The organism is Myceligenerans pegani (assembly GCF_014892515.1).
Lineage (GTDB): Bacteria > Actinomycetota > Actinomycetes > Actinomycetales > Cellulomonadaceae > Myceligenerans > Myceligenerans pegani.
This window is the reverse complement of record NZ_JADBGR010000106.1, coordinates 1-25074: the sequence shown is the minus strand read 5'-3', so window position 1 is coordinate 25074 and position 25074 is coordinate 1. Positions and strand designations below refer to the sequence as shown.

23 protein-coding genes and 2 tRNA genes are annotated in these 25074 nt (G+C 72.7%); 14 read left to right on the top strand and 11 right to left on the bottom strand.

The features are described 5' to 3' along the window. Positions 1 to 91: 91 nt before the first annotated feature. The 6 genes from IIE03_RS20280 to IIE03_RS20255 all read right to left on the bottom strand — a co-directional run bounded on the left by IIE03_RS20280 (position 92) and on the right by IIE03_RS20255 (position 4368). Positions 92 to 164, bottom strand: a tRNA-Glu gene (locus tag IIE03_RS20280). A 22-nt stretch (positions 165 to 186) separates the two neighbouring features. Continuing rightward, a tRNA-Gln gene (locus IIE03_RS20275) sits at positions 187 to 258 on the bottom strand. 93 nt (positions 259 to 351) lie between these two features. After that, entirely contained in the window at positions 352 to 1122 is a 771-nt protein-coding gene (locus IIE03_RS20270) for an HAD family hydrolase (RefSeq protein WP_192864588.1), read from the bottom strand. Between the two features lie 47 nt (positions 1123 to 1169). Beyond that, entirely contained in the window at positions 1170 to 2078 is a 909-nt protein-coding gene (locus IIE03_RS20265) for a CPBP family intramembrane glutamic endopeptidase (protein WP_192864587.1), read from the bottom strand. Next, entirely contained in the window at positions 2075 to 3490 is a 1416-nt protein-coding gene (gene gltX / locus IIE03_RS20260) for a glutamate--tRNA ligase (protein ID WP_318843098.1), read from the bottom strand. The genes IIE03_RS20265 and gltX overlap by 4 nt, the downstream gene beginning before the upstream one ends. A gap of 95 nt (positions 3491 to 3585) precedes the next feature. Next, complete coding sequence (locus IIE03_RS20255; RefSeq protein WP_192864586.1) at positions 3586 to 4368, bottom strand: fumarylacetoacetate hydrolase family protein; 783 nt, start codon at positions 4366 to 4368, stop codon at positions 3586 to 3588. Positions 4369 to 4420: 52 nt separating this feature from the next. Between IIE03_RS20255 and IIE03_RS20250 the strand changes: the two genes are divergently transcribed. Beyond that, on the top strand, positions 4421 to 5299 hold the full coding sequence (locus IIE03_RS20250; RefSeq protein WP_192864585.1) for a PhzF family phenazine biosynthesis protein: 879 nt from the start codon (positions 4421 to 4423) through the stop codon (positions 5297 to 5299). Positions 5300 to 5313: 14 nt separating this feature from the next. Here the strand turns inward: IIE03_RS20250 and IIE03_RS20245 are convergent, their stop codons facing one another. Then, complete coding sequence (locus IIE03_RS20245; RefSeq protein WP_225998092.1) at positions 5314 to 6477, bottom strand: heparan-alpha-glucosaminide N-acetyltransferase domain-containing protein; 1164 nt, start codon at positions 6475 to 6477, stop codon at positions 5314 to 5316. 88 nt (positions 6478 to 6565) lie between these two features. On the opposite strand from IIE03_RS20245, the gene IIE03_RS20240 reads away from it, so the two are divergent. The 6 genes from IIE03_RS20240 to IIE03_RS20215 all read left to right on the top strand — a co-directional run bounded on the left by IIE03_RS20240 (position 6566) and on the right by IIE03_RS20215 (position 14450). Beyond that, a complete protein-coding gene (locus IIE03_RS20240; protein WP_225998091.1) occupies positions 6566 to 7480 on the top strand; it encodes a class I SAM-dependent methyltransferase in 915 nt (304 codons plus the stop codon). A 171-nt stretch (positions 7481 to 7651) separates the two neighbouring features. Continuing rightward, entirely contained in the window at positions 7652 to 8425 is a 774-nt protein-coding gene (locus IIE03_RS20235) for a lytic polysaccharide monooxygenase (RefSeq protein WP_192864583.1), read from the top strand. 171 nt (positions 8426 to 8596) lie between these two features. Beyond that, positions 8597 to 9424, top strand: coding sequence for an aminoglycoside 3'-phosphotransferase (locus IIE03_RS20230; protein ID WP_192864676.1), 828 nt, complete (start codon positions 8597 to 8599; stop codon positions 9422 to 9424). 57 nt (positions 9425 to 9481) lie between these two features. Continuing rightward, positions 9482 to 10270, top strand: a complete 789-nt coding sequence (locus tag IIE03_RS20225) for a phosphotransferase (protein ID WP_192864582.1) — start codon at positions 9482 to 9484, stop codon at positions 10268 to 10270. 44 nt (positions 10271 to 10314) lie between these two features. Then, complete coding sequence (locus IIE03_RS20220) at positions 10315 to 12978, top strand: DEAD/DEAH box helicase (protein ID WP_192864581.1); 2664 nt, start codon at positions 10315 to 10317, stop codon at positions 12976 to 12978. A gap of 125 nt (positions 12979 to 13103) precedes the next feature. Further along, positions 13104 to 14450, top strand: a complete 1347-nt coding sequence (locus IIE03_RS20215) for an SGNH/GDSL hydrolase family protein (protein WP_225998090.1) — start codon at positions 13104 to 13106, stop codon at positions 14448 to 14450. 61 nt (positions 14451 to 14511) lie between these two features. Here the strand turns inward: IIE03_RS20215 and IIE03_RS20210 are convergent, their stop codons facing one another. After that, entirely contained in the window at positions 14512 to 14928 is a 417-nt protein-coding gene (locus IIE03_RS20210) for a YccF domain-containing protein (protein ID WP_192864580.1), read from the bottom strand. 75 nt (positions 14929 to 15003) lie between these two features. Between IIE03_RS20210 and IIE03_RS20205 the strand changes: the two genes are divergently transcribed. Next, positions 15004 to 15738: a YggS family pyridoxal phosphate-dependent enzyme gene (locus tag IIE03_RS20205; protein ID WP_192864579.1), complete on the top strand. Its 735-nt coding sequence runs from the start codon at positions 15004 to 15006 to the stop codon at positions 15736 to 15738. A gap of 4 nt (positions 15739 to 15742) precedes the next feature. On the opposite strand, the gene ybaK is transcribed toward IIE03_RS20205, so the two are convergent. Next, complete coding sequence (gene ybaK / locus IIE03_RS20200) at positions 15743 to 16252, bottom strand: Cys-tRNA(Pro) deacylase (protein ID WP_192864578.1); 510 nt, start codon at positions 16250 to 16252, stop codon at positions 15743 to 15745. A gap of 77 nt (positions 16253 to 16329) precedes the next feature. Between ybaK and IIE03_RS20195 the strand changes: the two genes are divergently transcribed. Then, a complete protein-coding gene (locus IIE03_RS20195) occupies positions 16330 to 17082 on the top strand; it encodes a sulfite exporter TauE/SafE family protein (RefSeq protein WP_192864577.1) in 753 nt (250 codons plus the stop codon). 146 nt (positions 17083 to 17228) lie between these two features. Beyond that, a complete protein-coding gene (locus tag IIE03_RS20190) occupies positions 17229 to 17756 on the top strand; it encodes a GNAT family N-acetyltransferase (RefSeq protein WP_192864576.1) in 528 nt (175 codons plus the stop codon). A 96-nt stretch (positions 17757 to 17852) separates the two neighbouring features. Here IIE03_RS20190 and IIE03_RS20185 read toward each other — a convergent pair whose 3' ends face one another. After that, positions 17853 to 18791, bottom strand: coding sequence for an N-acetylmuramic acid 6-phosphate etherase (locus IIE03_RS20185; RefSeq protein ID WP_192864575.1), 939 nt, complete (start codon positions 18789 to 18791; stop codon positions 17853 to 17855). Between the two features lie 365 nt (positions 18792 to 19156). Between IIE03_RS20185 and IIE03_RS20180 the strand changes: the two genes are divergently transcribed. Then, complete coding sequence (locus IIE03_RS20180; protein ID WP_192864574.1) at positions 19157 to 20314, top strand: N-acetylglucosamine kinase; 1158 nt, start codon at positions 19157 to 19159, stop codon at positions 20312 to 20314. A gap of 37 nt (positions 20315 to 20351) precedes the next feature. Continuing rightward, the gene (locus IIE03_RS20175) at positions 20352 to 21242 is read left to right on the top strand and encodes a MurR/RpiR family transcriptional regulator (RefSeq protein WP_192864573.1); all 891 of its coding nucleotides are present in this window, start codon (positions 20352 to 20354) and stop codon (positions 21240 to 21242) included. Between the two features lie 9 nt (positions 21243 to 21251). Here IIE03_RS20175 and cimA read toward each other — a convergent pair whose 3' ends face one another. Next, the gene (gene cimA / locus IIE03_RS20170) at positions 21252 to 22916 is read right to left on the bottom strand and encodes a citramalate synthase (RefSeq protein WP_192864572.1); all 1665 of its coding nucleotides are present in this window, start codon (positions 22914 to 22916) and stop codon (positions 21252 to 21254) included. A 402-nt stretch (positions 22917 to 23318) separates the two neighbouring features. On the opposite strand from cimA, the gene IIE03_RS20165 reads away from it, so the two are divergent. After that, entirely contained in the window at positions 23319 to 24572 is a 1254-nt protein-coding gene (locus IIE03_RS20165) for an inositol-3-phosphate synthase (RefSeq protein WP_192864571.1), read from the top strand. Then, positions 24569 to 25074 (top strand): UbiA family prenyltransferase (locus tag IIE03_RS20160; protein WP_192864570.1); only part of this gene is annotated, 506 nt, incomplete at its 3' end. The genes IIE03_RS20165 and IIE03_RS20160, both read left to right, overlap by 4 nt.

Below are 25074 nucleotides of genomic sequence, written 5' to 3'. Positions count from 1 at the left end.
CCCCCGGGGCGGGGTGTGGGGGCTCCGCCCCCACAAAACACAAAGAGACGGAGCAGGCCCATTCATGGGCACACTCCGCCTCTCCGTCTCGTACCCCCAGCGGGATTTGAACCCGCGTTACCGCCGTGAGAGGGCGGCGTCCTAGGCCGCTAGACGATGGGGGCCTGAGACTGCTTCTGTACTGCGCTGGGGTACCAGGACTCGAACCTAGACTAAGTGGACCAGAACCACTCGTGCTGCCAATTACACCATACCCCAAGGGGGTGTCCGCTCCCCCTCGGGAGGGCGTCACCGAGGGAAAACACTACCCGACAGTCGCCGACCTGCCAAAGCGGATCGGGGTGCGGTGCATCACGCCCGCGCGACCGTGTGTTCGCGGCCTCCGCCGAGGGCCGCGGGAAGCTCCTCCAGCCCGGTGATCACGGCGACGCCGGACGCCCGCATCGCCTCGTGATCCTCCGTCTCATGGAGGCGCTTCCGCACGCCGCGCCGGGCCAGCCACACGCCGAGCAGCCCGGCGTCCCGGGCGGCCGCCGCGTCCACGGCCGGCTCGTCGCCCACGTACGCCGTCCGCGCCGGGTCGGTCCCCAGCCGCCGCGCGCCCTCGGTGAACACCCGGGGGTCGGGCTTGCCGAACCCGAGCGTGTCCACCCCGACCAGCACGGGAAGGCCCGAGAGGCCGACCGACGCCAGCTTGCGTTCCTGCAGCTCCACGGACGCGTTCGTCACGACCCCCACCCGTAGCCCGGCCTCGCGCGCGGCCGCGAGCGCGGGGGCCGCGTCGTCGAACGGGATCCAGGACTTCTCGAAGGTGCCCCAGAACAGGTCGTCCCACTCGTCGAAGAACTCCTCCGTGACGGGCTCGCCGCCGAAGGTCTCGTGCAGCAGCGCGGCCCGGTGGCGGCGCTGGGTGCGGTGGTCGGTCTCGCCTCGGGTGTACCGGCGGTACCAGCCGCCCGGGTCGGACCGCCACTGGTGCAGCATCTCGTCGAGGCGCTCGGGCCCGGCGTCGGGCAGGTAGCGCTCCCGGACCGCGTCCAGCGCCCGGGCGAACGCGCCGCGCGTGTCGACGAGGGTGTCGTCGACGTCGAACAGCACACCGTCCACCAGCCACTCCTTCATCCCGGCTCCGTCACGTCCGCTCCGCCGACCCGGCTCGGTCGGGCCGCTCACGGCGTCAGCCGCTGGGCCCGGCGCCAGCGGGCGAAGGCCAGCAGGGCGGCGGCGACGACGGCGGTGCCCGTCATGCTGAGCACGCCGGACAGCGGGCTCACCTCGGTGATGAGCATCGTCTCGGCCATGGTGCCGGTGGCGATCGCGGCGCCGAAGGCGAACAGGTTGTTCACGACGTGCAGTGCGATGGCGCACTCGAGGCCGCCGGTGCGCCAGACGAGCACGCTCGCCACCAGGCCGAAGAAGAACCGGTCCGCGAAGAGCCACGGGTTCTGCAGCCCGTGAGCGAGGGCGAACAGCGTCGCGGAGATGACCATCGGCAGCACGACGGCGAGCCATGCCGGGCGGCACCACGCCCCCACGACCTGCTGGACCCAGCCCCGGAAGAAGTATTCCTCTCCCGCGGCCTGCAGGGGCGTGGTCAGCAGGATCACGAGCGCGACGAGCTGCCAGCCCTGCTCGGGGGCGATCGTGAGCTGCTCGCTCGACGCCGGCGCGAACGCCTCGAGCACGAAGCCGAGCGGGACCAGCACGAGGACGGACGTGCCCACCGCGCCGGCCAGCAGCCCCCAGCGCAGCCGGCCGGTGACCGACGAGACCAGGCCGGGCCGCCCCGTGGCGACCAGCGCCGCCAGCAGCGCCATCGGGATCGGGATGGCGAGGGAGATGTTCGTCGCCAGGAGGCCGAGCGGCGTGGTGAGCCACTCGGTGTCCAGGGCGGTCTCCTCGAACCGGTTGACGAACTCGGCCGGGTCGTTCGCGAAGACCGCCCCGAGCTGCGCGAAGGCCGACCACACGAAGAACACCACCGCCCCGCCCAGCATGACGGCGATCGCGAGCAGCGGGCGCCACCAGCGGTGCCGCGGGCCGCGCCACGCCTGCGGGTAGGGGCGGAGCTCGGTCATGCCGCGAGCCGCTCGATCGCGGCGTCCACCCGGGCCAGGGTGCGCTCCCGCCCGAGCACCTCGAGCGACTCGAACAGCGGCAGCCCGATCCGGCGGCCGGTCACGGCCACCCGCACGGGCGCCTGCGCCTTGCCGAGCTTGAGGCCGTGCTTCTCCCCGACGGTGGTCACCGTCTCCTTGAGCGGCTCGGCCTCCCACGCCGCGTCCGCGAGCGCCGCCCGCATGTCGGCGAGGAGCGTGGCCGCGTCGCCCTTCATGGCCTTGTTCCAGGAGTCCTCGTCGATGGCGGGTTCGTCGAGGAAGAGGAAGTCGACGTTGTCGGTGATCTCGGAGAGCAGCGCGACGCGGGTCTGGGCGAGGGGCGCGACGGCGTCGAACACGCGCTGGTCGAACTGGTCGGGCGTCCAGGGGGCGTGCGGGGCGGTGAGCCACGGGGCGCAGGCGTCCTTGAACTCGCCCGGGGTGAGGGCGCGGATGTACTCGCCGTTGAAGGCGGTGAGCTTCTTGAGGTCGAAGAACGCGGAGGAGGAGTTGACGTCCTCGATCCGGAACCGGCGCACGAGTTCGTCGAACGGGAGGATCTCCTCGTCGTTGCCGGGCGCCCAGCCGAGCAGCATGAGGTAGTTGACCATCGCGGCGGGCAGCACGCCGTCGGCGAGGTAGTCCTCGAGGGCGACCTTGTCGCGGCGCTTGGAGAGCTTCTGCCGCTTCTCGTTGACGATGACGGGCAGGTGCGCCCAGACGGGCGGGGTGGCGCCGAGCGCCTCCCACAGGAGCTGCTGTTTGGGGGTGTTGGGCAGGTGCTCCTCGCCGCGGATGACGTGGGTGATGCGCTCGTCCATGTCGTCGACGACGTTCGCGAGGAGGAACACAGGCGATCCGTCGCCGCGGGCCACGACGAAGTCCTCGAGGGTGTCGTTGGAGAAGGCGGGGTTGCCGCGGATGAGGTCGACGACGCGTGTCTCGCCCTCGTCGGGGGTGCGGAAGCGCAGGGCGCGGCCGGCGGCGTACTCGAGGCCGCGGTCGCGGCAGTGGCCGTCGTAGCCGGTCTGCTTGCCGCCGGTGCGGGCGAGGACGTCGTCCCGGGTGCAGTCGCAGTAGTACGCCTTGCCGTCGGCGTGCAGGCGGGCGGCCGCGTCGCGCTGGATGCCGGCGTTGGCGGACTGGTAGTAGGGCCCCTCGAAGGCCGGGTCGCCGGCCGTGATGCCGAGCGACTCCATCGCCGACAGGATGCCGTCGACCCATTCGGGCTTGTTGCGCGAGGCGTCGGTGTCCTCGATGCGCAGCACGAAGACGCCGCCCTGCTGCTTGGCGACCGCCCAGTTGAACAGGGCGGAGCGGGCACCGCCGACGTGGAACATGCCGGTGGGCGACGGGGCGAAGCGGACGCGTACGGGGGTCGAGGAGTTCACGCGGACCAGCGTAGTCGGCGAGTCCGACACCGCCCCGTGCGATCTCGTCCGGCGGCGCCCGCGACCGACGTCGTGCCCGGCGACGGCCCGGGAACTCAGCCCCGCCGCAGCACCGGGTTCGCCAGCACGCCGAGCCCTTCGACCTCGCACTCGACGCGGTCGCCGTGGTCGAGGAGGCCGACGCCGGCGGGCGTGCCGGTGAGGATGACGTCGCCGGGCAGGAGCGTCATGGCCTGGGAGATGTAGGAGACGAGGAACGGCACGTCGAACACGAGGTCGCGGGTGCGGCCGTCCTGCTTGGCCTCGCCGTTCACGCGGGAGGTGACGCGGACGTCCTCGGGGTCGAGGTCGGTGTCGATCCAGGGCCCGAGCGGGCACGACCCGTCGAAGCCCTTGGCGCGCGCCCACTGCCCGTCGGTGCGCTGCGCGTCGCGCGCGGTGACGTCGTTGGCGACGGTGTAGCCCAGGATGTACGACCCCGCCGACTCCTCGGGCACCTCCTTGCACACCTTCCCGATCACGACCGCGAGCTCGGCCTCGAAGCCGACCTCGTCGGAGAAGTCCGGCAGCACGATCGGGTCGTCCGGCCCGATGACAGACGTGTTGGGCTTGAAGAACAGGAGCGGGCTGGGCGGCACCTCGCCACCCATCTCGGCGGCGTGCGCGGCGTAGTTCTTGCCGACCGCGACGACCTTGGACCGCGGGATCACCGGCGCCAGCAGCCGGACGCCGTCGCCCAGCTCGACGCGTTCGCCCGTGGGCATGGCCGGCATGTACAGCGGGTCGCCGCCGAGCACGGCGAGGAAGGTCTTGTCCCCCTCGGTCTGCACGAGGCCGAACCTGGGGTCGTCTCCGGTGGTGAATCTCGCGATGCGCACGCACCCAATCTACGTGCCCGACGGGGACCCGCCCACCTCCTACCCTGTCCCCATGGCTCTCCCGTTCCGACAGGTCAACGTCTTCTCCGCCACGCCCACCGGCGGCAACCCGCTCGCCGTCGTGCACGACGCCGAAGGGCTCACCGACGAGCAGATGGCCGCCTTCGCGCGGTGGACCAACCTGTCCGAGACCACGTTCCTGCTCCCGCCGACGGACCCGGCCGCCGACTACCGCGTGCGGATCTTCACGCCGGTGCACGAGCTGCCGTTCGCCGGGCACCCCACGCTCGGCACGGCGCACGCCTGGCTGGAGGCCGGGGGCGTGCCGGCCGGCGAGGACGTGGTCCAGGAGTGCGGCGTCGGCCTGGTGACGGTCCGCAGGGGGACGCCGGCCGGCGACGCCGAACCGGCGCGGGCCGGCTCGGCGCTCCTGGCGTTCGCGGCCCCGCCGCTCCTCCGCTCGGGCCCCGTCGCCGAGGAGGACCGGTCCCGGGTCGCCCGCGCCCTGGGGATCGACGCCGCCGACATCGTCCGCGCCGCCTGGGTCGACAACGGCCCCGGCTGGGTGGGTGTGCAGCTGCGGGACGCCGAGGCGGTGCTCGCGCTGCGGATCGACGCCGCGCGGTTCGACGACCTCGCGATCGGGGTCGTCGGTCCGCACTCGCCCGCCGACCGGGCACGGCTCGGCGCGGACGTCGAGGTGCGCGCGTTCGTGCCGGGCCTCGGGGCGTACGAGGACCCGGTGACGGGGAGCCTCAACGCCGGCCTGGGGCAGTGGCTCGCGGGGGCGGTGCTGCCGCCGTCGTACGTGGCGGCGCAGGGCACCCTGCTGGGGCGGGAGGGACGCGCCCACGTCACGAAGGACGACGACGGCGAGGTGTGGGTCGCGGGCGGCACGGTCACGACGATCGTGGGCGAGGTCGGCCTCTGAGGGACCGTGGGAGGTCAGGGTCTGAGGACGGGCTCGGTGGGCGCCGCCGCCCGCCCCGTGACCCACCGCACCCAGGCCGCCATCGCGCGTTCCAGCGGGCCCTGGCCGAGCAGGGCGCGCCACAGGGTCGCGGCGACCAGCGTGATCAGGACCATCCAGCCGAGCGGCCCGTTCGTCGGCGGGTCGAGCAGGTCGAAGCCGCCGGCGGTCACGGCCCAGATCGCGACGATCTGCGCGGAGTAGACGGTCAGCGCCATCGCGCCGACGGCGGCCAGGGGCGCCAGCACGCGCGCGCCGATCCTCCCCGCGTACAGGCACAGCCCGATCACCCCGAGGGCGAACCCGCCGGAGCCGAACACCTCGAGCATCGTGTCGTCGTGGGGACCGTCGAGCCAGAGGTACTGCGGTGTCGGCCAGGGATCTCCGAGGCCGAGCGCGCCCGGCCCGGCCCATTCGGTGGTGGCCTGCCGCAGGTTCGCCTCGATCGCCTCCCGGCCGCCGGCCGCCGCGGTCATGCCCGCGGACACCAGCGCGCACAGGAAGGCGACCCCGAAGCCGCCGCCCACCAGCCCGAGCCGCAGTCGCGTGCTGCGCAGGTCGCTGCGGCCCACGGCCAGGCCCGCGAGCACGAACGCCATCCAGGCGATCGCCGGGTAGTGGCCGGTGAGGAGGAAGTCGGTGAACGCGCCGGAGCCGTCGCGCGGCAGCCGGAGGCCCAGCCGGGCCAGCAGTTCGGGGCCGTAGTACGCGATCGGCGGCCCGAGCACGCCGATCATCACCGCGATCGGCGCGAGCTCCGAGGGGCGCAGCCGCAGGAACGGCAGCGCCAGCACGAAGTACGCCGCGTAGAAGCCGAGGATCAGCGCGACGCGCGTGCCCAGGAGGTCGAGGAACGCGACGAGCACCAGCAGCGCGGTCGCCCGGGCCAGGATCGCCATCCGTGCCGTCGCCAGGTCCTTGCCCGACGGCGGTTCCCGGCGCCCGGTCGCCAGCCCCAGGGACACGCCCGCCACGGTGGCGAACAGGATGGACGAGCGGCCGTGCGAGAACCCCAGCCAGCCCTCGAAGGTGGTGAGGTCCGTCGAGGTCACGCCGACGTGCGCCGTGAACATGCCGAGCACGGCCAGGCCGCGGGCGATGTCGATCCCGGGGACCCGTTCTGCCGATGGCTTGGCCATGGAGGCATCCTCGCAGGTCTCGTTCCGCCCTGTCCCGCTCCGTGAGAACCCCCGTGTGACGCCCGCCTCACCTCGGTAGCGTGCAAACATGAGACCCAGTACCGAACCTGCGGTGCCCCCACACGACATGCCCGCAGGCACCGATCCCGTCGACGCGATCGATGCGCCCGGTCACCACCGCAGCGACCTGACGAAGGAGTCGGAGTCGTACACGCACGGCCACCACGAATCCGTGCTGCGATCGCATCGCGCCCGCACCGCCGCCAACTCCGCCGCGTTCCTGCTGCCCCTCCTCGGCGAGGGCATGCGGGTGCTGGACGTCGGCTGCGGCCCCGGCACGGTCACCGTCGACCTGGCCGAGAAGCTCGACGGCGGGGAGGTCGTGGGCGTCGACGCCGCCGGCGACGTCCTGGACTCGGCCCGCGAGCTCGCCGTGCAGCATCCGGCGGCGAACGTGCGGTTCGAGCAGGCCAACGCCTACGAGCTGCCGTTCGACGACGACACGTTCGACATCGTCTTCGCCCACCAGCTGCTGCAGCATCTCTCGGAGCCCGTCGTCGCGCTGCGCGAGATGCGGCGCGTGGCGAAGCCGGGCGGCCTCGTGGCCGTGCGCGACGCCGACTACGCGGCCATGGCCTGGTACCCGGCCTCGCCCGAGCTGACCGAGTGGAACACGCTCTACCACGAGGTCACGCACGCGTACGGTTTCGAGCCCGACGCGGGCCGCCACCTGCTGTCCTGGGTGCGGGAGGCCGGGTTCGACCCGTCCGGGATCGTGCCCACCGCCAGCTCCTGGTGCTACGCCACCCCCGAGGACCGGCGCTGGTGGGGCGAGCTGTGGGCGCAGCGGTGCACCGAGTCGAACTTCGCCGTGCAGGCCAAGGAGTCGGCGCTGGCCGACGAGGTCGGCCTGGAACAGCTCGCACAGGGCTGGCAGGAATGGGCGGCGGCCGACGACGGCTGGTTCGCCGTCCTGCACGGCGAGGTGCTCGCGCGGGCCTGAGGTACCGCCCGGGGCGCGCCGCCGGCTCCGCTGCGTCGGGAGCGGGTACGGGGTTCCCCGGCTACGTGGTTGCCCCAATTGTCAGGTGAGTGGCCTATTCCTACGGTCAAGTGGACCGAACCGCGACGTGGAGCCCGTCCCCGCCGCACCCACTCACCGAGGTGATCCGACATGAAAGGCACCGCAGTCCCCCGCGCAGTACATTCCCCGACCCGACTCGCTCCGGGCCGCCTGGCGCTCGCCGTCCTGGCCGTGCTCGCCCTCGCCATCACGGTGCTCGTCGCCGCGCCGACCTCCCTGACCCCGTCCGCCCAGGCCCACGGCTGGGTCTCCGACCCGCCCAGCCGCCAGGACCACTGTGCCAGCGGCACCGTGAGCCACGACTGTCAGGGCATCCAGTACGAGCCGCAGAGCGTCGAGGCCCCGAAGGGCTCGATGCAGTGCTCCGGCGGCTCGCGCTTCACCAACCTCGACAACGACTCGCACGCGTGGCCGCGCACGTCGATCGGCAGCACGCACACGTTCACGTGGACCATCACGGCGAACCACCGGACCTCCACGTGGGAGTACTTCGTGGACGGCCAGCTCTTCCGCACGTTCGACGACGGTGGCGCGCAACCGCCGTCGACGGTCCGTCACACGCTGTCGGGCCTGCCGTCGGGGAACCACAAGATCCTCGCGCGGTGGAACGTCTACGACACCGCGATGGCGTTCTACGCCTGCATCGACGTGAACGTCGGTGGCGGGGGCGGCGACCCGACCGACCCGCCGGACCCCGACCCCGGCGACTGCTCCGCCCCTGCCTGGGTCTCCAGTGTGGCGTACCTGGGCGGCGCGGAGGTCTCCTACCAGGGCAGCCACTACCGCGCCAAGTGGTGGACCCAGGGCGAGATCCCGAGCCAGTCCGGCCAGTGGGGCGTCTGGGAGGATCTCGGGCCCTGCTGATCCACCCCGGCGACGGCGGTCGGTGCGACGACGACGTCGCGCCCACCGCCGTTCCCGCTCGGGTATGACACGGACCTCCGGCCGTCGCCCGTGGTCGGTCTGTACCCGCCATACCTGCGAACCCGAACCCATTTTTCACCCGTTCCATGGCAGCATGATGGCGTGCCGACCATGGTCGTGCGGGGTGTCCACCCCGCCCCCGTCGAGATCCCGGACGCGGTTCACGCGCTCGCGGGCTGGTACGTGGGGTGGGGCAGCGTCACGCCCGTCTGGCGCAACGACCTGGGCGGTCTCACGTTCCGGCTCGAGGACGCCCCGCTGCTGCACGGCCCGGCCCCGCGACCCCGGCCCGCCCGCTACCTCAAGTGGGTGCCCGCGGACTCGCCGTGCCCCGACCCCTTCGCCGAGGCCGGCCGGCTGGCATGGGCCCGCCGGTTCGCCGCCGTCCCGCGGGTGCTCGACGTCGGCCGCGGCGACGACGGCGCGTGGCTGCTGACCGAGGAACTGCCGGGCACGTCCGCCATCGACCCGCGCTGGCGGGAGCACCCCCGCGCCGCGGCGCGCGCCATCGGCGAGGGCCTGCGCCTGCTGCACGACGCCGCACCCGTGGCCGACTGCCCGTTCACGTGGGCACCCGTCGCCCGGACCTCCGCCCTCCCGCCGGAGGTTCGCGCCGCCGTCGGCCCGCCCCCGCCCGTCGACCGGCGCGTCGTCTGCCACGGCGACGCGTGCGTCCCCAACACGCTCCTGCACGACGACGGGACGTTCGCCGCGCACGTCGACCTCGGTGACCTCGGCGTCGCCGACCGCTGGAGCGACCTCGCGGTGGCGTCCCGCTCCATCGCCCGGCGGTTCCAGGACCCGCGCCTGCCCGCGGAGTTCTTCGCCGCGTACGGCGTCACGCCCGATCCGGAGCGGATCGACTACTACCGCCGGCTGTGGGACGTCGTCGAGCGGCATCGCAAGCGGCTCCGGCAGCAGCCGCGCGGTGCGGCGTAGGCGCCCCGGCGCCGACGGTGCGCCGCGACGGCTTCGTGCGGCGCCTATCCTGCCGTCGTGTCCATTCCCACCGAACCCGTCGCCGCGCCCGACGTCGTCCGTCGCCTCGCCGGGGCCGACCGCGTCGTTCCCGTCTGGGCGAACGAACTGGGCGGCCTCACCTTCCGGCTCGATCCGGTGTCCGACGCCGTTCCCGTCTCCGAGGCGAACGGCACGCGCCGCGCACGCTACGTGAAGTGGCGACTGCTCAGCGCCGCGCACCCGGGAGAAGCCGATCTCGCCGACGAGGCCGCGCGCCTCGCCTGGGCGGCGTCGTACACACCCGTGCCACGCGTGCTGGAGCACGGGCGGGACGACGACTCCGAATGGCTGGTGACGGAGGCGATCGACGCCCGGACCGCCGTCGACCCGCGCTGGATCGCCGCACCGCAGACCGCCGTCCGCGCGATCGGCGTCGCGCTGCGGGCGCTGCACGACGCGCTGCCCGTCGCCGACTGCCCCTTCACCTGGTCGGTCGAGGAGCGCGTGGCCCGGGTCCTCCCGGAGAAGGCCGACCCCGGCACGCTCGCACGCCTGGCCGACGCGCCCGACCTCGTCGGACCCGTCGTCTGCCACGGCGACGCCTGCGCCCCCAACACCCTGCTGCACGACGACGGCACCTGGGCCGCGCACGTCGACCTCGGCCGGCTCGGCGTCGCCGACCCCTGGGCCGACCTGTCCGTCGCCGCCCTCAGCACCGTGTGGAACTACGGCCCCGGCTACGAGCACCTGGTGTACGAGTCCTACGGCATCGACCCCGACCCCGACCGCATCGCGTACTACCGCCTCCTGTGGGACGCGACGTAGCCGCCGGTCGCGCCCGCCGACGGTGCTGAGAGAATGTGCGCACCATGACGACCACGACGCCTCGCCCCGCCGGAACCCTTCTTCCCCACATCCCCGCTCCGACGGGCAAGGCCCCCGACCCGGACGTGCTCTTCGAGAACTTCGGGACGTGGGCGTCCGACGGCGGTCGCCCGCTCTACCCGCACCAGGAGGAGGCGCTGCTGGAGCTCATGACGGGCTCGCACGTCATCCTCGCGACGCCGACCGGCTCGGGGAAGTCCATGGTGGCGATGGGCGCGCAGTTCGCGGCGCTGGCGGCGAACCGGTCCGGCCGGGGCGGGCGCACCTACTACACGGCGCCGCTCAAGGCGCTGGTCAGCGAGAAGTTCTTCGACCTGGTCGCGGCGTTCGGGTCGAAGAACGTCGGCATGATGACGGGCGACTCCGCGGTCAACCCGGACGCCCCGATCATCTGCTGCACGGCGGAGATCCTGGCGAACCTCGCTCTGCGGCAGGCCCGCAACGACGGCGGCCCGCTCACCGGCGAGGACGCGATCGCCCAGGTCGTCATGGACGAGTTCCACTACTACGGCGACCCGCAGCGCGGCTGGGCCTGGCAGGTGCCGCTGCTGGAGCTGCCGGACACGCAGTTCCTGCTCATGTCGGCCACGCTGGGCGACACCACGCGGCTGCGCGAGGACCTGGAGTCCCGCACGGGCCGCGAGGTCGCCGAGGTGACGGGCGCCGAGCGCCCCGTCCCGCTGGAGTTCTCCTACGTCGTCGAGCCGCTCACGGACACGATCCAGGAACTCGTCGAGACGCACCGCGCTCCCGTGTACGTGGTCCACTTCACGCAGAAGGACGCCGTCGACCGGGCCCAGGCGCTGCTCTCGGCGAAGCTGGCGTCGAAGGCGGAGAAGGAGGCCGTCACCGCGGAGATCGGCGCGTTCCGGTTCGGCACGGGTTTCGGCAGGACGCTGAGCAAGTTCCTGCGCGCGGGGATCGGCGTGCACCACGCGGGCATGCTGCCCAAGTACCGCCGCCTGGTGGAGCGCCTCACCCAGAAGGGCCTGCTCAAGGTCGTGTGCGGCACCGACACCCTCGGCGTCGGCATCAACGTGCCCATCCGCACGGTGCTGCTGACCAGCCTGGTCAAGTTCGACGGCGAGCGCATGCGCCACCTCACGGCGCGCGAGTTCCACCAGATCGCGGGCCGCGCCGGCCGCGCGGGCTTCGACACGCTCGGCGAGGTCCTGGTCATGGCCCCCGAGCACGTCATCGAGAACCGCAAGGCGCTGCTCAAGGCCGGCGACGACCCGAAGAAAAAGAAGAAGATCGTCCGGAAGAAGGCCCCCTCCGGCGCGGTGAACTGGACCGACTCCACGTTCGAGCGCCTGCGCGACGCCGACCCGGAGCCGCTGACCAGCAACTTCACCGTCTCCCACGCGATGGTGCTGAACGTGCTGGCACGGCCCGACGGCGACCCGGTCGCGGCGATGCGGCACCTGCTCACCGCGAACCACGACACCGACGCCCTCAAGGCGAAGCACGTCCGACAGGCCTTCCGCATCTACCGCAGCCTGCGCCAGTCCGGCGTCGTCGAACGCGTGCGCGTGCCGGACCCCACGCGGCCCGCCGGCCACCGGCCGAGCGCGCGGCTCGTCGTGGATCTGCCCCGCGACTTCGCGCTCAACCAGACGCTCTCGCCGTTCGCGCTCGCGGCCATGGACCTGCTCGACGTCGACAGCCCGACGCATGCGCTCGACGTCGTCTCCGTCATCGAGGCCACGCTCGACGACCCGCGGCAGGTCCTGTTCGGTCAGCAGAAGACGGCGCGCGGCGAGGCGGTCGCGGCGATGAAGGCCGAGGGCATCGAGTACGACGAACGCATGGAGCTGCTGGAGGAGGTCACCTGGCCCAAGCCGCTGCAGGACCTCCTGGAGCCGGCGTTCGCCACGTACAAGCAGACGAACCCGTGGGTGGCGGACGCCGAGCTGTCGTGCAAGTCGGTGGTGCGCGACATGCTCGAGAAGGCGATGACGTTCGGCGAGCTGGTCAGCGCCTACGGGCTGGAGCGCACCGAGGGCGTGGTGCTGCGGTACCTCGCCGACGCGTTCCGCGCCGTGCGGCAGGTGGTGCCGGAGGAGCACCGCACGGAGGACGTCCACGAGGTCATCGAGTGGCTGGGCGAGCTGGTGCGGAACGTCGACTCGTCGCTGCTCGACGAGTGGGAGCGGCTGCAGAACCCGGTGGACGACGACGCCGACCTGGTCGTGGAGGGCGAGCTCGCGGACGCGGGCGCGGAGGCTCCGGCACGCCCGGTCACCGGGAACCCGCGCGCGTTCCGGCGCCTGGTGCGCAACGCGATGTTCCGGCGCGTCGAGCTCGCCGCGCGCGAGGCGTACGAGGCCCTCGGCTCCCTGGACGGAGCGCTCGGCATGGACGCCGACGCCTGGGCCGACGCCCTGGACCCGCTGTTCGAGGAGCAGGGCGACGACGCGATCGGCATCGGCCCGGAGGCGCGCGCGGCCGGACTCGTCACGGTCCTCGAGCCGGGGGCGGAACTGCCGGACGGCAGCCGCGTGCCCGAGGGGACGTGGTGGGTGCGGCAGGTGCTCGACGACGCCGACGGCAACCACGACTGGGCCATCACCGCCGGCGTCGACCTGGCGGCCAGCGACGAGGCGGGGCAGGTCATGCTGCGGGCGATCCGTGTCGGCATGATCTGATACCCGCTGAAGCCCCGATCGTCATATTTTGCCGATCATTTGCTCTTTATTGAGAACTTTCTAGACTCTACTATTGCCAACAGAGTCAGTAACGGTGCTGTCTCGCCCGACAACAGGAGTCTGGTATGCACACCTCGTCCCGCGTCAGATCATCCCGTGTCAGACCTGCCGGTGCCGGATCGGCCACCCGTACCCGCCCGGCCCGTGCCCGTTCCCGAGCCGCCCGGACCGGGCCGGCCGTCGCCCTCGCCACCGCCGCCGCGCTCGTGGCCACGACCGCCGTCGCCGCCCCGCCCGCGGCCGCCGACGGACCCGGCGTCGGCGACCCGTGGGTCGTCACGCTCGGCGACTCGTACATCTCGGGGGAGGCCGGCCGCTGGGCGGGCAGCTCCAACGACGACTACCGCCGGGCCGACGCGCTCGGCCCCGGCGCGTACCACGACAACGCCGACGGCACCGGTGAGACGATTCCCGGCTGCCACCGCGCGTCCTCCGCCGAGGCCTACATCGGCGCGGGCACCCAGGGGCTCAACCTTGCCTGCAGCGGCGCGCGGACCGCGACGTCCACCGGGTCCGACTTCAAGCCCGGGATCGACTTCTACGACGGCGCCGAGGGACAGGGGCAGGCCCTCGCGCTGCAGGAGGCCGCCGCGACCCGGAACGTGCGCATGGTCGTGGTCTCGATCGGGGGCAACGACTTCGGCTTCGCGAGCATCGTGCAGCAGTGCGTCGTCAACTTCCTCACCTCGCCCTCCTGGTGGAAGAACTTCTGCCACGACGACGACTCGGTCGAGGCGCACTTCACCGCCGCGAACGTCGCGGCCGTGCGGGCCGACGTCGCGGAGTCCCTCCGCAACGTGGCCACCGCGATGCGGAATGCCGGTTACGCGGACGACCAGTGGACGCTCGTCGTCCAGACCTACCCGTCCCCGCTGCCGGACGGATCGGGGATCCGGTACTCCCAGTCCGGGTACAGCCGCCAGTTCACGGGCGGCTGCGGCATCTGGAACGCCGACGCCGACTGGGCCAACTCCACGGCGCTGCCGATCATCAACGGAGCGCTGCTCGGCGCGGCGGCCGACGTCAGCCTGCCCGGCGTCCGCACCCTCGACATGACGCACGCCTTCGACGGGCAACGCCTGTGCGAGGAGGAAGTCGGCCTGTACGAGGAGGTCGGCCTGGCGAACTGGCAGTCCCCGGGCGCCGTCGACCGGACGGAGTGGGTGAACCAGATCCGCACGATCTCCACGATCGGCGACTCACCCTACGAGGTCCAGGAGTCCCTGCACCCCAACTACTGGGGCCAGCTGGCGCAGCGCAACTGCCTGCGGCAGGTATGGAACGACGGGAACCCGGTCAGCGGAAGCTGCGGCGTCGCGAGCCTCGGCGCGGCGACGCTCACGGCGACCGGTGAGCCCCGGATGACCCTGGGACCGCTGGACCAGGAGGTCATGTCGCTCGCGGGGAAGTGACCCCGGCTGGTCGTCGAGCGGTCGGCCGCGCGCCGACCGCTCGGCTCCCGCCCGACGCCGGTCAGGCGGAGCGCTGGTACGTGGGCAGAAGCGTGTCGCTGGGGACGATCTCCTTGCCGAGCGGCATCAGCGACACCGGGATCAGCTTGAGGTTCGCCCAGCCCATCGGGATGCCGATGATCGAGATGAACAGCGGGATCGCGGTGAGGATGTGGCCGATCGCGAGCCACCAGCCGGCCACGACCACCCAGATGACGTTGCCCACGAGCGACATCACCTCACCGACCCCGGACTGCTTCCTGTCCACGACGGCCCGGCCGAACGGCCACAGCGAGTAGAGGCCGATCCGGAAGGACGCGATGCCGAACGGGATGGTGACGATCAGCAGGCAGCAGATGATGCCCGCCAGCATGTACCCGAGAAACAGGCCGAGGCCCGCGAAGATCAACCAGATGATGTTCAGCAGCGTCCGAAGCATGTGGCGATTCTGCCGCATACCGCGGCAGTCGCATCACCGGGTATCACCCTGATCCACCCCCCATACACTCGGACGGTGCCACCCTCGCCCGTCGCCGACCGCCTCGCCGCCGTCCGCTCCCGCATCGCCTCCGCCGCCCGCGCCGCCGGGCGCGACCCCGGGGACGTCCGCCTCCTGGTCGCAACCAAGACCCAGGACGCCGACGACGTGCGCGCGGCGGTCGACGCCGGCGTCGACCTGATCGGCGAGAACCGCGTCCAGGAACTCGTCGCGAAGGCTCCCGCCCTCGCCGACCGCGTCGCGGCGGGCACTCTCGAGGTGCACATGATCGGGCACCTGCAGCGCAACAAGATCAACCAGATGCTGGCCACGGCCACGGGCGTCGAGACCGTCGACGGCCGCACGCTCGCCGAGGCGCTGTCGACGCGCTGCGTCCGCGACGGCCGCACGCTGGACGTGATGGTGCAGGTGAACGTGTCGGGCGAGGGGACCAAGTCCGGCGTCGCACCCGACGACGCCGTCGCGCTCGCCGTCGACGTCGCCGCACTGCCCGGCCTGCGCCTGACGGGTTTCATGACGATCGGAGCGCGGCTCACCCCGGACGGCGAGCCGGCCGACGACGCGACGGTCCGGGCGGGCTTCGCCCGTCTCCGCGCGATCCGCGACGAGGTCCTGGCGTCCGGCGCCCCGGGCACGGCCGGCGCCCGCGAGCTCTCGATGGGCATGTCCACCGACCTCGACCTCGCGATCGCGGAGGGCGCCACGATCGTCCGCGTCGGCACCGCGATCTTCGGGCCGCGCGACGCCTGAACCGTCAGCGGGATATGGGCGCGGTCGTCCCGTCCGTCAGAGCCAGGAGGTCCTTCGGGGCGAGGCCGACGTCGAGCCCGCGCCGCCCACCGGAGACGTAGACGACGTCGAACGACTCGGCCGACTCGTCCAGGACAGTGGCGTGCCGCTGCTTCTGGCCGAGCGGCGAGATGCCCCCTGCGACGTAGCCCGTCGCCCGCTCGGCGCGCGCGACGTCCGCCATGGCCGCCTTCTTCCCGCCGACCGCCTTCGCCAGCGCCTTCAGGTCCAGCTTGCGGTCCACGGGCACGATGCCGACGGTGAGCGCGCCGTCGACGTCGGCCAGCAGCGTCTTGAACACCTGCTCGGGCGGCAGCCCGAGCGCGTCGGCGGCCTCGGCGCCGAAGTCGTCCCGGGACGCGTCGTGCTCGTACGCCTGGAGGACGTGCTCCACGCCGGCCTTCTCGAGGGCGACGACGGCGGGCGTGCCGCCTCCGCTCGCTCCTGCCCGCTTCTTCTTCGCCACGAGCGCCATTGTGGCCGACCACGGCGAGGCTGTCCCCGCATTTCCGGGGCGACGGCGCCCGCGTTGCCCCGGCGTACAGTTGTCGCGTGCTCGCTCTCCTCGTCCTGGCCATCCTGGTGGGCGGTTCCCTTCAGCGGGTGACCGGGATGGGGTTCGGGCTCGTGGCGGGGCCGTTCATCGTGCTGCTCGTCGGTCCGCTGGAGGGCGTCCTGCTCGTCAACGTCGTGGGCGCCACGATGGCGCTGCTCATCGTCGGGCGGCTGCTGCGCGGGGTCGACTGGCGGCGGTACGCGTGGCTGGCGGGCGCCTCGGTGAGCGTGAGCGTCCCCGCGGCGCTGCTGCTGCGCGGCGCGAGCCCGGCGGCGCTGGAGATCGGCATCGGGGCCGTCGTCATCGGCGCCATGACGCTGGCCCTGGTCACGTCCCGCCTCCACGGTGAACGGCGGCGCTTCCGCGAGCGCGACCCCCGCCCCCTCGTCGTCACCGGGGTGGCCTCCGGGTTCGGCAGCGTCGCCGCCGGGATCGGCGGGCCGCCGCTCGCCGTGTACGCCGTCCTGGAGCGGTGGGACACGAAGTCCTTCGCCGCGACCGCACAGCCCTTCTTCATGACCAACGCGCTCGCCGCGATGGCCGCCAAGGTCATCTTCGCCGGCGCGACGTTCCCGGCGTTCGCGGTCTGGGAGTGGGTGGTGATCGGGCTGGCGCTGGTCGCGAGCATCGGGCTGGGCGAGCTCCTCGCCCCGCGCATCTCCCGGGAGGCGACGCGGCGCGTCCTCGTCGTGCTGGCCTACGTAGGCGGTGCGGCGACGCTCGGCAGAGGCCTGGCGCAGCTCCTCTGAGAAACGCGGCCGCCGAGGAACGCGGCCGTCCCGGCCGCGGCTCCGGACGGAGTGAGCCCCCTCACGGTGTGGGGCACGCCACTGAGGTGAACCCCGCGTGCCGGTATCGTCGCGGTGATCCCCATTCATCAAGGAGAGGACGCCCCATGTCCGTCGCCGCCCCCGCGAGCCCTCTGCTGCGGCCCGCGACCGCGTCCGACGTCCCGGCCCTGGTCGAGCTCAACAACGCCGCCATCCCGGCGGTCCCGGTGACCCCCGCCGACGAGATGGAGGGGCTGCTCGACATCTCCTCCCTCGCGCTGGTCGCCACGGACGGCGACTCCGCCGACCCCCTCGGGTTCCTGCTCGCGCTGGACCCGGGTGCCGAGTACTCGTCGGAGAACTACGACTGGTTCGAGGACCGGGGGCTGGACCATCTGTACGTGGACCGCATCGTCCTCGGTGAGCGCGCCCGGAACCGCGGCATCGGCCGCCGCCTGTACGACGCGGTGTTCGACGCCGCCCGCGAGGCCGAGCGCGACGTCGTCACCTGCGAGATCAACCTGGACCCACCGAACCCGGGGTCCATGCGCTTCCACGGCCGCCTCGGGTTCGAGCAGACCGGCGAGCAGCTCACCAAGGGCGGCGAGGTCCTGGTCGCCAAGATGGCGGCCCAGGTCCCGGACCGCGTCTGAGGCAACCGGTCCCGGGCCGCCGGAAGGGTTGCGACGACCGAGGACGCGACGCAGGAGCGCCCGCAGGGCGGAGCCCGGCGGCTCCGGAAAACAGAGTCAGCGCAGCCGGTCGATCGCCCCGCGGACGCCGAGCACCCCGGGCGCCGCGAGGGCGGCCCGGGCAGCCGCCTCGTCGACGCCGACGAGCAGCGTCACGAGCGCCACCCGCAGGTCTCCCCCGGTGTCGCGCAACGCCTTCTCGCAGACCTCGGTCTCGTGCCCCGTCGCCTGCTCCAGGAGACGCACGAGCCGTCCGCGCAGCTTCTCGTTGGTGGCGACAACCTCGACCATGAAGTTCGAGTAGGTCTTGCCGAGGCGCACCATCACCGCGGTGGAGAGCGTGTTCAGGACGAGCTTCTGCGCGGTGCCGGCCTTCATCCGGGTGGACCCGGTGATCGCCTCGGCCCCGGTGTCGACGAGGATGGCGACGTCCGCCAGCGGGGTGAGCGGGGCGAGCGGGTTCGACGCGAGCAGCACGGTCGCCGCGCCCAGTTCCCGTGCCGCCTCCAGCGCACCACGCACGTAGGGCGTCCGGCCGCTGGCGGCGATCCCGACGACGACGTCGCGCGGCGAGGCGTCGTCGAGCAGGGCACGGCCCGCCCCGGCGTCGTCCTCCGCTCCTTCGACCGCGCGGGCGAACGCGCCCGGACCGCCCGCGATGTGCGCGACGAACATCTCCTCGCCCACCCCGAACGTCGGCAGCAGCTCGGCGGCATCCATGAACGCCATGCGCCCCGACGTGCCGGAGCCCACGTAGTGCACCCGGCCGCCGGCGAGGATCGCCTCGACCGCGATGTCGACCGCGGCGACGATCTGCGGGTGCTGGGCGCGCACCGCGTCCACGACGCGGGCGTCCTCGTCCGAGATCATCGCCACCAGTTCCGCCGTGGGAACGACGTCGATGTCGCGGGTCCGCGGATTCCGCTCCTCGGTCGGCGACGAGACGCGCACCGGCGGGACGGAACCCGCCCTCTCGTACCCCGTGTCGGTGATCATCCGTGGTTCTCCTTCCCGACCGGCAGCTCGACCGTACCGGGTGGATCTGGCCACGGCCCGCACCATGTCGCTCACGCTGGTCCTCTCCTGTCACCCTGGCATCGGACCGCGTGAAATGCAGTTACCCGACTTACCACCACTCGCGGAGATTACCTCCACGCCCCGCGGGTGAATAACCATCACTACCGACCGTTACCAAAACGTGATCTTGGGTTCGTCACACGAGCGGCCCGGCGAGCGGCATCGACCGCACCACCCCTTCGCCATTAGCACGCCATCTCATGCCGGATATTTCGCGAGTAATATGCGCGAATTTCCACGACTCTTTACGCAATCTTGGGGGGAAATCGTGGCAGAATGGATTGGTGCAGACTGACACAGAGGGGGACGGGACAGCCGTCGGCGACACCGCCGGCTGGATCGTCGCGATGGACGTGGGCGGCAGTGGCTCACGGCTGACCGCCGAGTTCCGCGACGGCGGCAGGCAGCACGAGGGCATCACGATCACCCTGGAGGGTGAGCCCGTCAAGATCCTGTCCGGCGGCAGCAACTCCGCCCAGGTCGTCCGCGGACTCTGCGAGACCTTCCTCTACTGGGTGAAGAACGCGGAGTACCACTTCCAGCAGCCTCCGAACGTCCTCGCCGCCGCTGTCGGAACGACGGGTCTCACCACGGTCGTGCCCAGCGCGTCCGAGATCCACGACATCATGGGCGCGATGCTCCAGACCAACCGCACCGCCGTCGCGGGTGATGCGCTGACCGCCCACATGGGCGCTCTGCGCGGCCGTGCGGGCGCGGTGCTCTCGGTCGGCACGGGTGCCGTCGCGTTCTCGTTCGACCAGAAGGGTCGCTGGCACCGCGCCGACGGCTGGGGCCACCTGCTCGGAGACCTCGGCGCCGGGGTCTGGGTGGGCACGGAGGCACTGCGCGCCGCCACCGCCGCGCACGACGGCCGCACGCGTGGCAGGTCCGAGCGGCTGCTGGAGGTCGCCACCCAGAAGCTCGGACCGGTTCCGAGCTGGCCCGCCCAGCTGTACATGAGCAGCGACCGTGCCGCGAAGCTCGCCTCGTTCGCGCCCGCGGTGATGACCGCGGCGGCCGAGGGTGACACGACGGCCCACGGGATCCTCGTCGAGGCCGGACGGCACCTCGCGGCGACGCTGGCCACGGCGCTCACGCCGGACATCCCGCAGCTGGCCTCGATCACCGGCCGGCTCGCGCACCGCCCGTCCCCGCTGACCGAGTCGCTGCACGAGAACCTGATGCAGGAGCGGCCCGGCGTCCGGCTGGTGCCGTGCGAGGGCACGCCGCTGGACGGCGCCAAGCTGCTGGCGCGGCGCCTCGCCGTGGATCCGTCCAGCGTGGTCGGGTACCGCCCCTGGCTGACCGTGCGGGTCGACGGCCGCCACACCATCGGTGAGCACACCGATACCGGGGCGGATATGTTCAGCTCCATGACCACCGCGCAGTTCTCCGCGACGGAGCTGCCCAACGTCCTGCCCGACACCCCGGGGATCTCGTGACGCACCCGGGTTCGACGACGAACTGGAGACCCCGCCGATGACCGGTGACGTGCTCGTGAAACTCCGCCGCTCGCTCCCGACGCTGCGCCCCGCCGAGGCGCGTGTCGCCGAGACGGTGCTCGAGAACCCGAGCCTGGTCGTCGCCTCCACGATCACCGAGCTCGCGGGCGAGGCCGACACCTCGCAGGCCACGGTGGTGCGGTTCTGCCGCGCGATCGGCTACGCGGGCTACCCGGAGTTCCGGATCGACCTCGCGCAGGCCACCAGCCGCCGGGAGGCCGAGCTCGAACGCTCGGGCATCGCCCAGGGTGAGCTGACGCAGACCGACGGCGTCGACGACGTCGTGAACAAGATCGCGTTCCACGAGGCCCGCACGATCGAGGACACCGCCCGCGACGTGGACCGCAAGGTCCTCGACAAGCTCGCGGAGGCCATCTCCACGGCCCCGCAGCTCGCCGTGTACGGCGTGGGCGCGTCGCACATCGCGGCACAGGACCTCGCGATCAAGCTGCAGCGCATCGGGCGGATCGCCTTCTGCTCGCCGGACGCGGACCTTCAGCAGTCGTCGGCCGCGGTGCTCGACCCGGGGGCCGTCGCGATCGGCATCTCGCACAGCGGCCAGACGAGGGCGACGAACACCGCCCTGGAGCTCGCCCACCGGCGCGGCGCCATCACCGCCGCGATCACGAACTACCCGGACGCGCCGATCGGCAAGGTCGCCGACCTGGTGCTGGCGACCACCGCCCGCGAGACGAAGTTCCGGGCGGGCGCGATGGCCAGCCGCATCGCGCAGCTGACGATCGTGGACTTCCTGTTCGTCCGGGTCGCGCAGCGCAGCTACGACAGGTCGCAGGAGGCGATCCGCCTCACCGCCGAAGCGGTGGCGGACCAGCGCATGGAGTTCAACCGGCCGTCCCGGAACGACTGACCGCGGGCGTCACTCCGCCGGGGAGACGCCCGCCTTGATCAGGCCGTAGACGTACGCCCCGGTGACCGCCTCCCACGCGGCCTCGATGACGTTGGGGCCGACCCCCACCGTGGACCAGGAGCGCTCGCCGTCCGCGGTCTCGACGAGCACGCGCGTGCGGGCGTCCGTGCCCTGGTCGGTGTCGAGGATGCGGACCTTGAAGTCGATCAGCTCGAACCGCCGCAGCTCCGGGTAGGCCGAGGTGAGCGCCTGCCGCACGGCGTGGTCAAGCGCGTCGACCGGGCCGTTGCCCTCGCCCGTCGCCACGATCCGCTCGCCGCCCACGGTGATCTTCACGGTCGCCTCGGCGAAGGCCTCGGCCTCCGGGCCGTACACGTCCGCGGGGGTGTGCCCGTCCGGGACGGTCTCCACGATGGTGCGCCACGACTGCGTCTCGAAGTACCGCGGCAGCTCGCCGAGCTCGTCCCGCAGCACGAGCTCGAACGACGCGTCGGCCGCCTCGTACGTGTAGCCGCGCGCCTCGTCGTGCTTGACCCGGTCGGTCACCCGGGCGAGCACGTCCTTGCGGTCGGACAGGTCGAACCCGAGTTCGCGCCCCTTGAGCTCCACCGACGCGCGCCCGGCCATGTCGCTGACCAGCATCCGCATGTCGTTCCCGACGTCCTTGGGATCCATGTGCTGGTACAGGTCCGGGTCCACGCGGATGGCGCTGGCGTGCAGGCCCGCCTTGTGCGTGAACGCGCTCTGACCCACGTACGGCTGCCGCGCGAACGGCGAGATGTTCGTGATCTCGCTGATCGCGTGGGCGATCCGGGTCGCCTCCCGCAGGCCGTCCTCCGGCACGAGCTCCATGCCAAGCTTGAGCTGCAGGTTCGCGGTCACCGCGATGAGGTCGGCGTTGCCGGTGCGCTCCCCGTACCCGTTGACGCACCCCTGGACGTGCGTCACGCCGGCCTCGACGGCGGCGAGGGTGTTGGCGACGGCACAGCCCGAGTCGTTGTGCGCGTGCATGCCGAGCGCCGGCCCGGCGGGACGTCCGTCGTCGTCCACCGTTCCGACGACGGCGGGGCCGCCGACGGCCTCCACGACCTCGCCGACGATCCGCGACACCCAGGTGGGGATCATCCCGCCGTTGGTGTCGCACAGGCAGACCACCTCGGCGCCGGCGTCGAGGGCGGCGCGTGCCGCCCACAGCGTGTAGTCGGCGTCGAACCGGTAGCCGTCGAAGAAGTGCTCGGCGTCGACGACGACGCGGCGACCCTCACGCGTCAGGAACTCGACCGTGTCGCGGATCATCGCGAGGTTCTCCTCGCGGGTGGTCCGCAGCGCCCGCTCGACGTGCCGGACGTCGGACTTGGCCACCAGCGTCACCACGGGCGTCTCGGCGTCGAGCAGGGCGCGGACCTGCGGGTCGTCGCCGGCGCGCGTGCCCGCCCTGCGGGTCGCGCCGAAGGCGGCGAGGACCGCGTTGCGCAGGGTGAGTTCCTTGGCGGCACGCGCGAAGAAGTCGGTGTCCTTGGGCACGGCACCCGGCCAGCCGCCCTCGATGAACCCGACGCCGAGCTCGTCCAGTTGCTCGGCGATCGCGAGCTTGTCCGTGACCGAGAGGTTCATCCCCTCCTGCTGGGCCCCGTCGCGCAGGGTGGTGTCGTAGACGTGGAACGGTGTGCGCATGCGTCGGATCTCTTCCGTGCGAGGAGCCGCGGCCTGCCGGGGCCGGGCTGCGGAGCGTGCGAGAACGTGCGAGGAGCTTGTGGCTCTGCGGGCAAAAGAAAAAGACCCTCCGGGTACGGAAGGTCTGCGCGTCCGGCGGAACGGGCCGGACGCGCTAACGAATGATGATCGCCGGACGCGGGGTGGTGCGCAGGGTCATGCGGGCCATATTGCCACAGGTCCGACCGCCGCGGTAGCTGCGACTCAGGATCCGGGACGCGGATCCGCCCTTCCGCCGCCCGGGCTCGACCCTTGTGCACGTTCGGGCTCTACTTTTGATTGATTCTCGGCACAAGTCCGGCTAGCGTGAAACCTGCCCGGGACAGCGCTGCCCCGGGTGAGCGACGAACCGGGGGAGCACCGATGCACCATGCCGACACCCACGCGAACACCTCCGCCCGCACCGGCCGCCCAGGCCCCGCCGGCCGTCCGGCGACCGGCCTCTGGCTGATCGGCGCGCGCGGCTCGGTCGCCACCACCGCCACGCTCGGGCTTGCCGCCCTCGCGGGCGGCCACGCCTCCCCCACCGGATGCGTCACGGCACGCCCCGGCCTGGCCACGGACGCGCTGCCGGACTTCGAGGGCATCGTCGTCGGCGGGCACGACGTGTCCACCTGTCCCCTGCCCAAGCGGGCCGAGGCCCTCGCCGACGCCGGCATGCTCCCGCCCCACCTGGTCACCCTCACGCGGGACGCCCTCGAGGCCGCCGACGCCGAGGTGCGGCCCGGTCACGACCCCGCCCGCCCCGAGGGCAGCGGCCAGGTCACGGCCGAGCGGCTCGCGGCCGACATCGTTGCGTTCCGGGAGCGGCACGGCCTGGAGCGCGTCGTCGTGGTCGACGTCGCCTCGACGGAGCCGCTCCCCGACCCGATCCCGGAGCACGACGACGCCGGCCTCCTGCTCGCCGCCCTCGCCGATCCGGACCGGGCCCCGCTCCCGCCGTCGTCCCTGTACGCCTACGCGGCGATCCTCGCGGGCGCCCCGTACGCGGCCTTCACCCCGAGCGCGAGCGCCGCGCTGCCCGCACTCGTCCGCCTGGCGAGGGAGCGCGGCGTCCCGGTCGCGGGCCAGGACGGCAAGACCGGTCAGACCTGGCTCCGCACCGTCCTCGCGCCCGCGATGGCCGCGCGGAACCTGCGGGTCCTGTCGTGGTCGGGCACCAACCTGCTGGGTGGCGGGGACGGTGCCACGCTCGCCGATCCGGACGCCGTCGGTTCGAAGCTGGGCAGCAAGTCGCGCGGGCTGCGGGCCGTCACCGGCACGGACACCACACCGCTGCACATCGACTACGTGCCCGACCTCGGCGACGTCAAGGTCGCGTGGGACCACGTGCACGTGGAGGGCTTCCTCGGATCGCGGCTCACCCTGCAGACCACGTGGAGCGCCTACGACTCCATGCTCGCCGCTCCCCTCGTCCTCGACCTGGCGCGGCTGCTCGCCCTCGCGCACGCGGCGGGGCTCGCGGGTCCCGTCCCGGAGCTGGGCTTCTTCTTCAAGGACCCGTGGGGCTCGGACGTCCACGACGCCGCCGCGCAGGACCGGATGCTGGACGACTGGGTCCGAAGGACCGCCGCCCGCGTGGACGCGACGGGTGCCGCGGGCCAGGACGCCCGATGACGGCCTCGGCCCCGACGGCGTCGTCCCTGGCCGAGCTGGTCCGGCTGCCCGCTGCCCTCACCGTCGTCGGGGACCCTCTCGCCGGGCACGCCGCGGGCGGCGGGCACACCGCGGCGCGCCATCTCCTGCTTCCGGTGGCGTCGTCCTGCCTCTACCTGGCCGGCATGGCGCTGAACGACTGGGCGGACCGCGACCTCGACGCCGTCGAGCGCCCCGAGCGCCCGATCCCGTCGGGGCGTGTCACCCCGCGAGCCGCGCTCACCACCGGCGCCGCCCTGACCGCCGCGGGGATCGCCGCCGCCGGGGTCGCGACGGGCCGCCGCGGCGCCGTCGTCGCGTCCGGCATCGCGGCCGGGGTCTGGGCCTACGACACCGCGCTCAAGCACCATCCGGTGCTCGGGCCGGCGGCGATGGCGGCCTGCCGCGGCCTGGACGTGCTGCTCGGCGCCACCGCGGGCAGCCTCCGCGCCGCGGTCCCGGCCGCGGCAGGTCTCGCCGCGCA

Bases quoted from the DNA above. Each gene is read 5' to 3' on its own strand.
- ybaK (WP_192864578.1), bottom strand. From the start codon at position 16,252: ATGGCGCTCGTGGCGAAGAAGAAGCGGGCAGGAGCGAGCGGAGGCGGC.
- IIE03_RS20235 (WP_192864583.1), top strand. From the start codon at position 7,652: ATGAAAGGCACCGCAGTCCCCCGCGCAGTACATTCCCCGACCCGACTC.
- IIE03_RS20230 (WP_192864676.1), top strand. From the start codon at position 8,597: ATGGTCGTGCGGGGTGTCCACCCCGCCCCCGTCGAGATCCCGGACGCG.
- cimA (WP_192864572.1), bottom strand. From the start codon at position 22,916: ATGCGCACACCGTTCCACGTCTACGACACCACCCTGCGCGACGGGGCC.
- IIE03_RS20185 (WP_192864575.1), bottom strand. From the start codon at position 18,791: ATGATCACCGACACGGGGTACGAGAGGGCGGGTTCCGTCCCGCCGGTG.
- IIE03_RS20190 (WP_192864576.1), top strand. From the start codon at position 17,229: ATGTCCGTCGCCGCCCCCGCGAGCCCTCTGCTGCGGCCCGCGACCGCG.
- IIE03_RS20270 (WP_192864588.1), bottom strand. From the start codon at position 1,122: ATGAAGGAGTGGCTGGTGGACGGTGTGCTGTTCGACGTCGACGACACC.
- IIE03_RS20240 (WP_225998091.1), top strand. From the start codon at position 6,566: ATGAGACCCAGTACCGAACCTGCGGTGCCCCCACACGACATGCCCGCA.
- IIE03_RS20175 (WP_192864573.1), top strand. From the start codon at position 20,352: ATGACCGGTGACGTGCTCGTGAAACTCCGCCGCTCGCTCCCGACGCTG.
- IIE03_RS20220 (WP_192864581.1), top strand. From the start codon at position 10,315: ATGACGACCACGACGCCTCGCCCCGCCGGAACCCTTCTTCCCCACATC.
- IIE03_RS20165 (WP_192864571.1), top strand. From the start codon at position 23,319: ATGCACCATGCCGACACCCACGCGAACACCTCCGCCCGCACCGGCCGC.
- IIE03_RS20250 (WP_192864585.1), top strand. From the start codon at position 4,421: ATGGCTCTCCCGTTCCGACAGGTCAACGTCTTCTCCGCCACGCCCACC.
- IIE03_RS20265 (WP_192864587.1), bottom strand. From the start codon at position 2,078: ATGACCGAGCTCCGCCCCTACCCGCAGGCGTGGCGCGGCCCGCGGCAC.
- IIE03_RS20210 (WP_192864580.1), bottom strand. From the start codon at position 14,928: ATGCTTCGGACGCTGCTGAACATCATCTGGTTGATCTTCGCGGGCCTC.
- IIE03_RS20245 (WP_225998092.1), bottom strand. From the start codon at position 6,477: ATGGCCAAGCCATCGGCAGAACGGGTCCCCGGGATCGACATCGCCCGC.
- IIE03_RS20215 (WP_225998090.1), top strand. From the start codon at position 13,104: ATGCACACCTCGTCCCGCGTCAGATCATCCCGTGTCAGACCTGCCGGT.